Source organism: Sphingomonas faeni, from assembly GCF_024273235.1.
In the GTDB taxonomy this organism is placed as follows: domain Bacteria; phylum Pseudomonadota; class Alphaproteobacteria; order Sphingomonadales; family Sphingomonadaceae; genus Sphingomonas; species Sphingomonas faeni_A.
In genome coordinates this window covers 22,248-34,553 of sequence record NZ_JANBVH010000021.1, presented here as the reverse complement: position 1 = coordinate 34,553, position 12,306 = coordinate 22,248, and the positions used below count along the sequence as shown (strand labels likewise).

12 protein-coding genes are annotated in these 12,306 nt (G+C 67.1%); 8 read left to right on the top strand and 4 right to left on the bottom strand.

All coding sequences use genetic code 11. The features are described 5' to 3' along the window. Positions 1-2: 2 nt before the first annotated feature. The 4 genes from NLI89_RS12665 (at position 3) to NLI89_RS12650 (ending at position 3,520) form a co-directional block, all read left to right on the top strand. Positions 3-734: a biotin--[acetyl-CoA-carboxylase] ligase gene (locus NLI89_RS12665; RefSeq protein WP_254687384.1), complete on the top strand. Its 732-nt coding sequence runs from the start codon at positions 3-5 to the stop codon at positions 732-734. Between the two features lie 10 nt (positions 735-744). After that, complete coding sequence (locus NLI89_RS12660; RefSeq protein ID WP_254687344.1) at positions 745-1,533, top strand: type III pantothenate kinase; 789 nt, start codon at positions 745-747, stop codon at positions 1,531-1,533. Positions 1,534-1,596: 63 nt separating this feature from the next. Beyond that, positions 1,597-3,234 (top strand): ribonuclease J, encoded by a 1,638-nt coding sequence (locus NLI89_RS12655; protein WP_254687343.1) that lies wholly within the window; start codon positions 1,597-1,599, stop codon positions 3,232-3,234. Between the two features lie 4 nt (positions 3,235-3,238). Further along, positions 3,239-3,520 carry a DUF1467 family protein gene (locus tag NLI89_RS12650; protein ID WP_254687342.1) on the top strand — a complete coding sequence of 94 codons (282 nt, stop codon included), beginning with the start codon at positions 3,239-3,241 and terminating at the stop codon, positions 3,518-3,520. Positions 3,521-3,670: 150 nt separating this feature from the next. Here NLI89_RS12650 and NLI89_RS12645 read toward each other — a convergent pair whose 3' ends face one another. Both NLI89_RS12645 and NLI89_RS12640 read right to left on the bottom strand, forming a co-directional pair. Then, entirely contained in the window at positions 3,671-4,450 is a 780-nt protein-coding gene (locus tag NLI89_RS12645) for an SDR family oxidoreductase (protein WP_254687341.1), read from the bottom strand. Positions 4,451-4,551: 101 nt separating this feature from the next. Further along, a complete protein-coding gene (locus tag NLI89_RS12640) occupies positions 4,552-6,855 on the bottom strand; it encodes a hypothetical protein (protein ID WP_439144510.1) in 2,304 nt (767 codons plus the stop codon). Between NLI89_RS12640 and NLI89_RS12635 the strand changes: the two genes are divergently transcribed. The 4 genes from NLI89_RS12635 (at position 6,854) to NLI89_RS12620 (ending at position 10,833) form a co-directional block, all read left to right on the top strand. After that, positions 6,854-6,994: a hypothetical protein gene (locus NLI89_RS12635; protein WP_254687340.1), complete on the top strand. Its 141-nt coding sequence runs from the start codon at positions 6,854-6,856 to the stop codon at positions 6,992-6,994. The two genes, NLI89_RS12640 and NLI89_RS12635, sit on opposite strands and share 2 nt — an antisense overlap. 133 nt (positions 6,995-7,127) lie before the next feature. Further along, a complete protein-coding gene (locus tag NLI89_RS12630; RefSeq protein WP_254687339.1) occupies positions 7,128-8,309 on the top strand; it encodes a hypothetical protein in 1,182 nt (393 codons plus the stop codon). 53 nt (positions 8,310-8,362) lie between these two features. After that, a complete protein-coding gene (locus NLI89_RS12625; protein ID WP_254687338.1) occupies positions 8,363-9,457 on the top strand; it encodes a DUF2336 domain-containing protein in 1,095 nt (364 codons plus the stop codon). Continuing rightward, positions 9,454-10,833, top strand: coding sequence for a sensor histidine kinase (locus NLI89_RS12620; protein ID WP_254687337.1), 1,380 nt, complete (start codon positions 9,454-9,456; stop codon positions 10,831-10,833). Before NLI89_RS12625 ends, NLI89_RS12620 begins: the two co-directional genes overlap by 4 nt. Here NLI89_RS12620 and NLI89_RS12615 read toward each other — a convergent pair. Together NLI89_RS12615 and NLI89_RS12610 are read right to left on the bottom strand one after the other, a co-directional pair. Further along, positions 10,807-11,010, bottom strand: a complete 204-nt coding sequence (locus NLI89_RS12615) for a hypothetical protein (protein WP_056058354.1) — start codon at positions 11,008-11,010, stop codon at positions 10,807-10,809. The genes NLI89_RS12620 and NLI89_RS12615 overlap by 27 nt on opposite strands. Continuing rightward, the gene (locus NLI89_RS12610) at positions 11,010-12,293 is read right to left on the bottom strand and encodes a citrate synthase (protein WP_254687336.1); all 1,284 of its coding nucleotides are present in this window, start codon (positions 12,291-12,293) and stop codon (positions 11,010-11,012) included. The genes NLI89_RS12615 and NLI89_RS12610 overlap by 1 nt, the downstream gene beginning before the upstream one ends. Positions 12,294-12,306: the final 13 nt, after the last annotated feature.

The following is a 12,306-nucleotide window of genomic DNA, read 5'->3' as shown; positions in this document are numbered from 1 at the left end:
GCATCATCCGCACCGTCGCGGAGACAGGATCGACCAACGCCGACCTGCTGGAGCTTGCACGCGGCGGTGCCGAAGACGGTCTCTGGTTGCGCGCTCTCCGCCAGACGGCGGGGCGGGGGCGGCTTGGCCGGGACTGGTCCTCGCCCGAGGGTAACCTCTACGCGAGCACGCTGGTCCGGTTGCGACCGAGCGACCCGCCGGCGGCCAGCCTCGCGCTGGTCGCCGCGGTCGCCTTGCAGGAAACCGTTTCGACCTTCCTCGTCGCCGGGATCTGCCAGGGTACGACGGACGAGAGCGAGACGCTGGTCCTGAAATGGCCCAACGACCTGTTGCTCGCGGACGCCAAGCTGTCGGGCATTCTGCTCGAACGCGCGGACGACGCGGTGATCGTCGGCTACGGCGTCAACATCGCGCATCATCCCGATCTGCCCGATCGCGCTACGACCGATCTCGCATCGCACGGCGTGGTGGTCGATCCGGCGATGTTCCTCGATATTCTCGCCGACAGTTTCGCGCGCTGGATCGGCCGCTGGCGGACAGAGGGCATCGCACCTGTTCGCGATCGCTGGGTCGACTGTGCGCACCCCGCCGGCACCGCGCTGACCGCTCGCCTACCCGATGGCAGCGGGATCGACGGCCTGTTCGTCGGGCTCGACACCGACGGCGCGCTGATCCTCCGCTTGGCGTCTGGCGAGCGGCGTGTCATTCACGCTGCCGACGTCTTCCTGCTTTGAGGCCCCGCTGATGCTGCTCGCGATCGATGCCGGCAATACCAATGTCGTGTTCGCGCTCGTCCGCCAGAACGAGGGGCGCGGCGAGATCGTCGCGCGCTGGCGGATCGCGACCGATCCGCGGCGGACGGCGGATGAGTATGCGGTGTGGCTGAGCCAGCTGATGCAGCTCGGCGGGCATGATCGTACCGCGGTCGAGGGCGTGATCGTCGCCACCGTCGTCCCGCGTGCGTTGCACAATCTCCAGGTGCTCGCGTCGAAATACTTCCACACCGAGGCGCTGATCGCCGGTCATGCGCCGGTCGAATGGGGCATCGCGATCGACGTCGACGAGCCGGCCTCGCTCGGCGCCGACCGTGCGGTCAACACGATCGCCGCGCATGCGCTGCATCCCGGCGACCTGATCGTGATCGATTTCGGCACCGCGACCACCTTCGACGTCGTCGACTATAGTGGCGCGTACAAGGGCGGGATCATCGCGCCGGGCATCAACCTGTCGCTAGACGCGCTGGTGACCGCGGCCGCGAAACTCCCGCGGATCTCGATCGAGGCGCCGACCGATATCAGCGTCATCGGGCTCAACACCGTCTCGCAGATGCATATCGGCATCTATTGGGGCTATGTCGCGATGATCGAGGGGCTGGTGGCGCGGATGAAGCGCGAAATCGGCCGTCCCGTGAAGGTCGTTGCGACCGGCGGGCTCGCCACATTATTCGAGAAACAGACCGACGTGTTCGACGTCATCGAAGCCGACCTGACGATCCAGGGGCTGGCGATGATGTGGGATCGTCACCATATCTAGGGCCATTGGGCTCGCGCCGACCGGCCTGCGGGCCATATTCCTGTATAATCCTGAAAGTAATCAATGACTCCGAAGAACGAACTCCTTTTCTGTGGCCTTGGCGGCTCCGGCGAAATCGGCATGAACGTCAACCTGTACGGCTGCCAGGGCAAGTGGGTGATGGTCGATCTCGGCATCACCTTCGCCGATCCTCAATATCCCGGCGTCGATGTCATCCTGCCCGACCTGTCCTTTATCGAGGACCGTATCGACGACCTGCTCGGTATCGTCATCACGCACGGCCATGAGGATCACATCGGCTCGCTGCCGTACCTCGCCGAAGACCTTGGCGTGCCGATCTACGCGACGCCGTTCACGATGGGCCTGATCCGCGGCAAGCTCGAGGAAGAGGGCATCGCCAACCGCGTGAAGCTCAAGATGATCCCGATGGGCGGCAATTTCCAGCTCGGGCCGTTCGGCTTCACCTTCGTCGAGATGTCGCATTCGATCCCCGAGGCGAATGCGCTGCTTATCGACACGCCCCACGGGCGCGTGTTCCACACCGGCGACTGGAAGCTCGATGCGAACCCGGTGATCGGCAACCCGACCAAGCCCGAGGGCTTCATGGCGATCGGCGACAAGGGCGTCGACGTGCTCGTCTGCGATTCGACCAACATCTTCAACACGACCGCGTCGGGCAGCGAGAGCACCGTGCGAAAGGGCCTGTTCGAGGAGGTCAGCAATGCCAAGGGCCGCGTGATGATCACCAGCTTCGCGTCGAACGCCGCGCGGCTCCACACGTTCGGCGAAGTCGCGAAGGAAACCGGGCGCAAGCTTTGCGTGACCGGGCGTTCGCTCGACCGGATCATCAAGGTCGCGCGCGCGACGGGCTATCTGAAGGATTTTCCCGACACGATCAGCCCCGACGAGGCGATGCGCCTGCCCAAGAACAAGGTCCTGGTCATCGCCACCGGTGGCCAGGGCGAGGAGCGCGCGGCGCTCGCACGCGTCGCGAACGGCAGCCACACGATCACGCTCGACGCCGACGACACGGTGATCTTCTCGTCGAAGCAGATCCCGGGCAACGAGGTCCAGATCGGTCGCATCCAGAACACGCTGGCGGCCAAGGGCATCCGGATGGTGACCGAGCGCCAGGCTCACGTCCACGTCTCGGGCCATCCGGGTCAGCCGGAGCTCGCGCAGATGTATGACTGGCTGCGGCCTGACGTGCTGGTGCCGACGCACGGCGAGATGCGCCATATGATGGAGCATGCGCGCTTCGGTCTCGAACAGGGCATTCCGCGCGCGATCGTGCAGAGCAACGGCGACATCATTCGTCTGGCGCCCAAGGGCCCGGTGAAGATCGGCAACGCGACGGTCGGGCGCCTCGTGCTCGACGGCGACGTGATCCTGCCGGCGGACGGCGCGACGTTGAGCGAGCGGCGCAAGCTGGCGATCAACGGCCAGATTTCGGTCGGTGTCGCGCTCGGCAAGGACGGCCGGATGGTCGGCCAGCCGCAGGTCCGCGTGCAGGGCGTCCCGGTCGAGGAAGACCGTGCGGCGTTCATCGCCGACGCGGTGCAGGCGGCGGCGGACACGGTGCGCGGCGGCAAGCGCGAGAGCGAGAAGATGCGCGAGCAGATCCGTCTCGCGGTGCGCAAGGTCGCCAAGCGCTGGACCGGCAAGCAGCCGATCGTCGACGTCCTGCTGATCGAGGGCTGAGCGAATGCGCTGGACCTCGGCACTCGCGATCTACGTCCTGTTCTGGGCGTTCTCGGTGTTCCTGGTCCTGCCGTTCGGGGTGAAGACGACGCGCGAGGTCGGGGGCGAGCACGTCCCCGGCCAGGCAGAAAGCGCGCCGCATGAGTTTCGCTCGGGGCGGACGGCGTGGCGGGTGACGGTGGTGGCGACGGTGTTGTTCGTGCTGTTCCAGCTGAACTATCACTATGGCTGGATCTCGCCGCAGAATGTCGACCTGTTCGACCGTGGCAACATGGTTACGCGCTGAGGGCGACCTAACGATCCTCCCCCGCCAGGGGGAGGTGGCTGGCGCTTGCCAGACGGAGGGGGAGGTAAGGGTAACCTCTGTTCAGTGTCCTCCCCCTCCGTCACCTTCGGTGCCACCTCCCCCTGGCGGGGGAGGATCGTAAGTCCGGCATCAGCCCGGCGACGCGGCTGAGCCAGCCAGCAAGCCGCCATCGATATTGATCTCGGTTCCCGTGATGTACGTGGCCTCGTCCGACGCCAGCATTACCGCAACCGCGGCGACCTCGTCCGGCATCCCGAACCGCTTCAACGGCGTATCCGCCACCAGCGCCGCTATCCGCTCCTCGCGGTCCGGACCATCCCCCAGCATCGGCTCCCAGATGGGCGTCAGGATCGCCGCCGGATGCACCGAGTTGCAACGGATTTTCCACCCCTGCTGCGCGCAATACAGCGCCACCGTCTTGCTGTGATTGCGGATCGCCGCCTTCGACGACGCATAGGCCGCGGCGAGGGGGATGCCGACCAGCCCGGAGCGCGACGAGATGTTGATGATCGAGCCGGTCCCCGCCGCCTTCATCGCGCCGATCGCATAGCGGCAGCCGAGGAACGTGCCGTCGAGATTGACCGCATGGACCGCACGCCAATCTGCCAAGCTCGCATATTCGGGATCATGCGCAACCATGCCCTGCTCGAAGCCCGTCACGCCGGCATTGTTGACGACGACGTCGGCGACCGGGACGATCTCCGCCAGTCGCTGCCAATCCGCCTCTTCGCGGACGTCGAGCTTTTCGAACTGGCAGCCGATAGCCGCTGCCGTCTCGGCGCCAGCGATTTCATCGATATCGGTGAGGATGACGATCGCGCCTTCGTCACGGAACCGCTCGGCGATGGCGCGGCCGATGCCGCGCGCTGCGCCGGTGACGACGCAGGTCTTGTTATTCAGTCTTGGCATGTAAGCCTCGAAATATGAGTCCGGTCGGCGGATCGCTCCGCTGGCGAGGGCCGCTTCAGCGGTGCCGCTGGATCATTTCGAATACTCCCGTTCAGCTCAGGTCAGCGCAGCCGCTCGATCGCCTGTGCCAGCGCGACGTACAGCTTGCCCATGTCCGACGACAGCAGCGTCACCCCGAGCGGCGAACCGTCGCGCTGCGTCAGGATCGCGCGGAGCATCGCCTCGAAGTCGTGGATGTAGCGATTCACCATCTCGCGGAACGCTTCGTCGTCGTCGTAGAGCCCGGCGATCTCGCGCACTTCGCTGGCATCGAGTATCCGCACCGCACGCCGCGTGAAGACCCCGCGGTCGCCCTTGAGATACGCGCCCCACGCGCTGTCGGAGATTTCCGGGGCGATTGCCTTGGTGATGTCGATCGACGCGGAGTTGAGCGACTCGATCAACAGCGACACGCGGCGGGCGAAGGTGTCGCTGTTCGCGTCCTCGCGCTCGGCCCGGGCCTCTTCGATCCGTGTTTCGACGATCGCGGTCTGGTCGACGATCGCCTGGACTTCGCGGGCCAGGCGTTCGGTCGCGCCGGTCGCGGCATCGACCGCCGCGTCGGTGGCATCGGTGAGCGCCTTGACCTGCCGCTCCACCGTGTCGTTGGTCGCGCGGCGCATCGCGTCGGCGCTGGCAGCCCCCAGCGCGGCCGCGGCTTCGGGAATAACTTTCGACAGCGTCTCGCGCGCCTTGTCGGCCGCGACCGCGGCGGTTTCGCGGACGCGGTGGAGCGCTTCGATCAACTGCGGCGCGGCGTCCTCGGCGAAATGCTGAGTCCGGCCGATCGCCTCGTCGACCATCTGACCCAGCGCATCGGCCTTCGCACGGCCGGTGTTGAGCGTGTTGAGCAGGTCGGTCGAGAGCGTGTCGAGCACCTGGCGCTGTTCGCCGATCACGCCCGCGATCGCCTCGATCGCGTCGTGCGTGCTCTCCGCCGCGGTGACGAGCGCGAGCAGTTCGGGTCGCGCCGAGACGACGATGCTCTTGCTGGCGAGCACGTGCGAGTCGAGCCGGCCAAGTGCCTCGGGCATCGTCTCGTCGATCTCGCGGGCGGCGGCGTCTAGCGCGACCAGCAGCGTTTCGGTCGTCGTGATGGTCCGGTGCGCCATCTCGTCGCCGGTGCGCAACGCTTCGGTCATCGCGTCAGCGGAGCCGCCCAGCGCGCTGATCGAGGCGGCGAGGCCCTGCGTGCGCTCGGTGCCGTGGCGGTGGAGCGCCTCGATCCGCGCCTCGACTTCGCCGAGCCCGGTGTGAAGGTCGTCGACGATCCGCTCGCCGGCGTTGCGTTGCAGGTCGAGGCGGATCGCAACCCGCTCGATCGCGTCCTCGACGGTGGCGATCCGCTTGGCGAGCGCTTCGGCGCTGTCGCGGGCGGCGCTGTCGAGCGCGGCCTGGTTCGCGCCGACCATCGCCAGCATCGCGTCGCCCTGCGCGGCAATGCTCTTGCGGGCCTCGTCGATCGCGTCGGCGGTGCGATTGAGCAGCGCATCGATCGCGCCGGACATCCCGTCGGTGACCGATTCGAGGTGTGCGCCCGCGGTCTGGCTGGTGGCTTCCATGCGGACGATGTGCGCGGCGAGGCGTTGCGCCGCGCCGCTCGCCATCGTGTCGGCATCGCGGCCGCGCTCGGCGAGCGCGACGATCTGCGCGTCGAGCGCAGCGGCATGCTCGCTGGCCGACAAACCAGTGCGTTCGAGGCGTTTGGCGACGTCGTCGATATCCGCCTGCGCGCGGGGAAGCGTCGCGATCAGGACGCCGAGGCTGGTCTGCGCACCCGCGGTCGAGGTGGCGAGGTTGCGCGCGTGCGCGGCCGCCTGGTCGATCTCGGACACCATGCCCCGACCGATCGCGGCGAGCTGTTCGGTCGCGCCGCCGCCCATCGCGATCAGCGTGTCGAGCTGCTCGGCAAGTTGTACGCGGTTGGCGTCGATCGTGTTCGACAATGCGGCGACGGTGCGCTCCAGGCTCGCGGCCTCGTCGCGCATCGCCTGCGCGGTGATACCGAAGCGGTGAGCCTCGGTGCGGCTGGTGCGCATCGCGAGCAGCCAGACGATACCGACGAGCGCAGGAACGACACAGAGAGCGGCGATGAACTGGACGAGTGTGACCGGCTCGATCGTGCCGAGCGAGCCGCGCGCGATCCAGAGCATGGCGGCGAGCCAGACGACCACGACGGCCACGGCGATACCCGCGTAAAGAGGTCCGCGTTCGCGCGCAGGCTCTTGATAAACCTCGTCAAATTGAGGTTCAGCGACGGCTTCGGACATATCTTCTATCACCGGATCCATCACGATGTCCGCGCGAATGGGATGGGCATTGCCTGCCGACGCGCGAAACCCGATCATTGACGAACCCCCGTTCATGAACAGCGGAAGTATCATGGATTGCCGCCCGACAAAACGGATGATGCGACGGTTCGGCGAACATCCGTCCGGTAAGCGGGGCGACACGGCGTATGATCGCGGCGGCATCGCCAAGCGGCGCCTGTCGCATTTGCGATGATTGGCGCGACGCGGCGGGTTTCGTAACCTCGGGCGGGTGTTTCTCGCTCGCAACGGCGAACCGAACCACGATGCGGGGCAGTTCGGCCGAACGCGGGCTTTGCAGGACCGCGTGTACCGCCTAACAGCCTGCGATGCTTGCCGGTCTATTATTTGCAATACACGACGCCGACGATCGTCCCGATCGTCTGGCCGCGACGCTGCCGTTCAGCGGTGTCACGCTTATCGAATACCAGGCGCGTCTGCTGATTGCGGCGGGCGTGTCGCAGGTGATCGTCGTCGTCGCGCGGATGACGCCCGAACTGCTCGGCGCGATCAACCGCATCGGACGGCGCGGCGTCAGCGTCGATACGGTGCGCTCCGCGACCGAGGCGGTCGAGAAACTCCACCCCCTCGCGCGCATATTGATGCTCGGCGACGGGCTGGTCACCACCGAGGCGATCGTCAAGGCGATGGCCGGCGAGGAGGGCGATTGCCTGCTCGTCGTGCCGGAGGGCGATGCAGGCCCCGGCTTCGAACGCGTCGGTGGGCAGATGGCGTGGGCCGGTGTCGCGCGGCTGAGTTCGAGCCGGATCGCCGAAGTCGCCGCGTTGCCGCAGGATTACGATCTCCAGTCTTCGCTGCTGCGGCTCGCGGTGCAGTCGCGCGCGATCCATGTGCTGCTCCCGACCGATGCGGTACGTGGCGGGCACGGCATCGAGCGTCAGGCGCGGACGCTGGAGGAGCGCGGGCGCGCGGTGCTGATGACGATCGTGTCGGGACGGCGCGGCTGGTTCGACCGGTTCGTGCTCGCACCGATCGCGCGGCTGGCGTTGCCGCTGCTGGTCGATCGTGGCGCGGCGGGGAAGAGCGTCGGTGCGGCCGGGCTGGCGCTGGGCATCGCCGGGCTGGTGACGATCGGCTTCGGGTTGTCGTCGATCGGGCTGTTCGTTGCGTTGATCGGCAGTATCGCGCTGGCGCTCGGCTCGGTGTTGAGCGGCCTTCGCGACGAGGCGCCGATGGCGCGCTGGCAGACGCTTGCGATCGCCGGCGTCGCCGCGGCGGCGATCCTGGCCTTCGCGTTCTTCGTCAGCGGCTATGCGGGCGATAACACCGCGCTGGCGATCGGCACCGCGACGGTCGCGATCGGTGGACTGGCGGAGCGCGCGATCCTCGAGCGCGAGCGACGGCTGTGGTGGGGCAGCCCGGCGGCGTATCTGCTGCTCGTCGCGGTGTTCGCGCTGATCGGTTTTCCGGTGTTCGGGCTGGGCATGACGGCGGTCTATGCGACCGCTACGCTGGCGGCAGCAATCGAGCGATTGCGTCGCGCGCCTTAGGCGTACCTTAACGACCGGGGGCTAAGCACGGGATCATGTCGGTCGGCCCAACGATGCAAGACGCTATGCCGTCCTATGATCCAGTGCAGCGGGCCGAGACTGCGCGCCTGCGCGCCGAGACGCGGCTGGCCGGGACGATCGCCGACTTTTTTCTCGATGCGGATGCTCGGCTCGACGACCGCACGCGGTTGATGCTGGCACAGGTGCTCGGCGCGATCGTCGGGTCGATCGAATGGGATATCCGGCGACATGCCGCGCGGTTGCTGGCCGGCAGCGGCGCAACGCAGGCGGGCGAGGCTATCTTGAAGGCTGGGGCGGGCCTGAAGGCAGGGGCGGGCACGGTCCTGCAACGCCTGACACGCGCGGGCCTGTTGCGTGACGAAGACCTGATGGACGAACTGATCGCCCGAGTCCGCCACGATCTGATCGCGGCGTCGCTGCCGGTCGAGGTGGCGGAACCCGACGAGGCGAGCCTGCTTGTACGCTTGGCCGGTGTGCCCGACAGCGTCGTGGCGTCGGCGGCATCGGCATTGCTCGCGGCCGAAAGTCGGCGGCGGGTAGCGAACGAGCAGGGTGCGGTCGGAGGCAGCGAATTGCCCGCCGAACTGCATCATCGCTTGGTCTGGTGGGTGGCCGCGGCGATCCGCGACGGCTTGACGTCGCCGACCCGCGAAAGCGACCGCGCAATCACGGACGCCGCGCAACGCAGCCTGGCGGCGCATGACGAGGGCGAGCGGCCCGATGCGGTGGCGACACGGCTGGCGGCGGCGCTCGACGCGCGGCCCAACGAGTTGGCGGCGGTGCTGGTCGAGTCGATCGGCGACCGACGCCTATCCTTGTTCGTCGCGGTGCTGGCGCATGCGCTGGGCGTCGCCTTCGATCAGGCACGGGCGATCACGCTCGATCCGGAGGGCGATCGACTTTGGCTCGCGCTACGTGCGCTCGACATGGATCGGCCGACGATCGCCCGAATCGGGCTCGCGCTGTCGGAAGCGGATCCGCGCCGGGATATCGAACAGTTCGCCGATGCGCTCGACGCGATCGTTTCAATCGGTGTGGAGGACGCACGCGCGTCGATCGCGCCGCTTGCGCTGGACCGCGATTTTCGGATGGCGTTGCGCGCGCTGGCGCGTACGGAACGGCGATGAGCCTGTTCGATCCCTCGACCGAAAGCCCGATCGCGCACGGCATCGTCGCGCCCGACGGATCGCTGTCGTTCGCGGACCCGGCCTTGATCGCACTCAACCAGCGGGCCGGCGGCATGCGCGGGGCGCCGCTCGCCGTTCCGCAACTCGCGACGATCGTGCGGCTTGCGCGGCGACTGGGCATCGTCGTGTCGCGCGGCGTGGTGGTCGCCGACGACGAAGCCGATGTCGATCTCTGGGTACGCGCGCAACCGGACGGCGAGAATATACGCCTGACGGTGAGCGGTTGGCGCGAGATCGCCGCGTGGCGTCCGACCCGGCCCGCACCGGGTGCACCGGATGATTTGCTCGGTGGCGAGACCGATTGGCGGTGGGAGACCGACGCGGCGTTGCGACTGACGTTCGTGACGCTGGATGCCGGGCCGAAGCATGGTTTCGACGCGTTCGCGCTGCTCGGCCAGCCGCTGACGGCGATGTTCGCGCTCGATACCGGAACCGACGGGACGTTGCCGATCCTCGATTCGCTCGCCCGGCGCCGGCCGATGACGGCGCAACCCGCGCGGTTGCGGAGTTCGGGGCGGGCAGTGACGCTGACCGCGACCGTGCGGCACGACGCTTCGGGGGATTTCGCCGGGTTCGTCGGCACCGCACGGATGGTGGTCGACGACGTCGCACCGCCGGCCGAAACCGCGACGCTCTCGCCGACCTTCACGAGTGGCCTCGACAAGGCATTGCGCATTCCCCTCGCGCGGATCGTCGCCAACGCCGACAGCATCAATGCGCAGGCCGATGGTCCGGTGCAGGGCGACTATGCCGATTACGCAGCTGATATTGCGAGCGCCGGGCGCCATCTGCTCGAACTGGTCGATGACCTCGTCGATCTCCAGGCGGTCGAGCGGCCGGATTTCACGCTGCTGCCCGAGCCGATCGACCTTGCCGATGTCGCGCGTCGCGCGGCGGGGCTGTTGTCGGTTCGCGCTGCCAATGCCGATGTCACGATCGCGCGGCCACCGGTCGATATGCGCGTCGCGGCGCTCGGCGATTTCCGGCGCGTGTTGCAGATTCTCGTCAACCTGGTCGGCAATGCGGTGCGCTATTCGCCGCGTGGCGCGCAGGTGATCGTCACCGTGACGCGTACCGAAAGCCACGCGGTCGTCGTGGTGGCGGACAAGGGCAAGGGCGTCGCGCCCGAGGATCAGGTGCGGATTTTCGAGAAGTTCGAGCGGGTCGATCCGTCGGAGGCCGGCGGCAACGGGCTCGGCCTGTATATCGCACGGCGGTTGGCGCGGGCGATGCAGGGAGATCTTACGATCGAGAGCGCACCCGGAGAAGGTGCGCGGTTCGTGCTGACGCTACCGGCGGATCCGGCGCGCCACTAATATCAACGCGAGGCCGAACGCGGCGAGGAATGCGCCGCGATCCGCCCAAGGCCGCTGATCGAGCATGAAGCTCGACTGCGGCCAATGGACGTATCCGAGCCCCTGACCGATCCAGAGCAGACCCATCAGCGCGCAGAGCACGCCGACGACCATCAGGATCGGCCGGAGCGTCTTCATCAGCGTGACGCCATCGGGACGTAGTCACGCGCGGTCGGGCCGCTGTAGAGCTGGCGCGGGCGGCCGATCTTCTGGTCGGGATCGGTGATCATCTCGTTCCACTGCGCGACCCAGCCGACGGTGCGGGCGAGCGCGAAGAGGACCGTGAACATCGAGGTCGGGAAGCCGATCGCCGACAGGATCACGCCCGAATAAAAATCGACGTTCGGGAACAGCTTCTTCTCGATGAAGTACGGGTCGCTGAGCGCCAGGCGCTCGAGCTCGATCGCGACGTCGAACACGGGGTCGGTGACGCCCAGCTCGCCGAGCACTTCCTTGACGGTCGTCTGCATGACGGCCGCGCGCGGATCGTAGTTCTTGTAGACGCGGTGACCGAAGCCCATCAGGCGGAACGGATCGTTCTTGTCCTTGGCGCGCGCGATATATTCGGGGATGCGGTCGACCGTGCCGATCTCATGCAGCATGTTGAGCGCGGCTTCGTTGGCGCCGCCATGTGCGGGGCCCCAGAGGCATGCGATGCCGGCGGCGATACACGCGAACGGGTTGGCGCCCGACGAGCCGGCGAGACGGACGGTCGAGGTCGACGCGTTCTGCTCGTGATCGGCGTGGAGGATGAAGATGCGGTCCATCGCCTTTTCGACGATCGGGTTCACGACATACTTCTCGGCCGGTACGCCGAACGTCATCTTCAGGAAATTGCCGGTGTAGCTCAGCGTGTTGTCCGGATAGACGAACGGCTGGCCGACGCTGTACTTGTACGCCATCGCGGCGATCGTCGGCATCTTGGCGATCAGGCGGTGCGACGCGATGACGCGCTGGGCCGGATCGTGGATGTCGGTCGAATCGTGATAGAAAGCCGAGAGTGCGCCGACGACGCCGCACAGGATCGCCATCGGATGCGCATCGCGGCGGAAGCCACGGAAGAACTGCGCGAGCTGCTCGTGCACCATCGTGTGGCGCGTGATCGTGTTCGAGAAGTTCGCCAGCTCGTCCGCGCTCGGCAGTTCGCCGTTGAGCAGGAGATAGGCGACTTCCATGAAGTTCGACTGTTCGGCCAGCTCGCCGATCGTGTAGCCGCGGTGCAGCAGCGTGCCCGCGTCACCATCGATATAGGTCAGCTTCGACTGGCACGACGCGGTCGAGGTGAAACCCGGATCATAGGTGAAATTGTCCGTCTGTGCGTACAGCTTGCGGATATCGATGACGTCGGGCCCGACCGTTCCGGACATCACCGGATAATCGAAATCCTTGCCGTCGACCTTGAGGGTTGCGGTCTCGCTCATGCTTGTATCCTTC

Excerpts from the sequence above, each read along its gene's own strand:
- NLI89_RS12620 (WP_254687337.1), top strand. The coding sequence starts at position 9,454 with ATGAGCCTGTTCGATCCCTCGACCGAAAGCCCGATCGCGCACGGCATC.
- NLI89_RS12625 (WP_254687338.1), top strand. The coding sequence starts at position 8,363 with ATGCAAGACGCTATGCCGTCCTATGATCCAGTGCAGCGGGCCGAGACT.
- NLI89_RS12610 (WP_254687336.1), bottom strand. The coding sequence starts at position 12,293 with ATGAGCGAGACCGCAACCCTCAAGGTCGACGGCAAGGATTTCGATTAT.
- NLI89_RS12630 (WP_254687339.1), top strand. The coding sequence starts at position 7,128 with ATGCTTGCCGGTCTATTATTTGCAATACACGACGCCGACGATCGTCCC.
- NLI89_RS12640 (WP_439144510.1), bottom strand. The coding sequence starts at position 6,855 with ATGAACGGGGGTTCGTCAATGATCGGGTTTCGCGCGTCGGCAGGCAAT.
- NLI89_RS12615 (WP_056058354.1), bottom strand. The coding sequence starts at position 11,010 with ATGAAGACGCTCCGGCCGATCCTGATGGTCGTCGGCGTGCTCTGCGCG.
- NLI89_RS12660 (WP_254687344.1), top strand. The coding sequence starts at position 745 with ATGCTGCTCGCGATCGATGCCGGCAATACCAATGTCGTGTTCGCGCTC.
- NLI89_RS12655 (WP_254687343.1), top strand. The coding sequence starts at position 1,597 with ATGACTCCGAAGAACGAACTCCTTTTCTGTGGCCTTGGCGGCTCCGGC.
- NLI89_RS12635 (WP_254687340.1), top strand. The coding sequence starts at position 6,854 with ATGAACAGCGGAAGTATCATGGATTGCCGCCCGACAAAACGGATGATG.
- NLI89_RS12650 (WP_254687342.1), top strand. The coding sequence starts at position 3,239 with ATGCGCTGGACCTCGGCACTCGCGATCTACGTCCTGTTCTGGGCGTTC.
- NLI89_RS12645 (WP_254687341.1), bottom strand. The coding sequence starts at position 4,450 with ATGCCAAGACTGAATAACAAGACCTGCGTCGTCACCGGCGCAGCGCGC.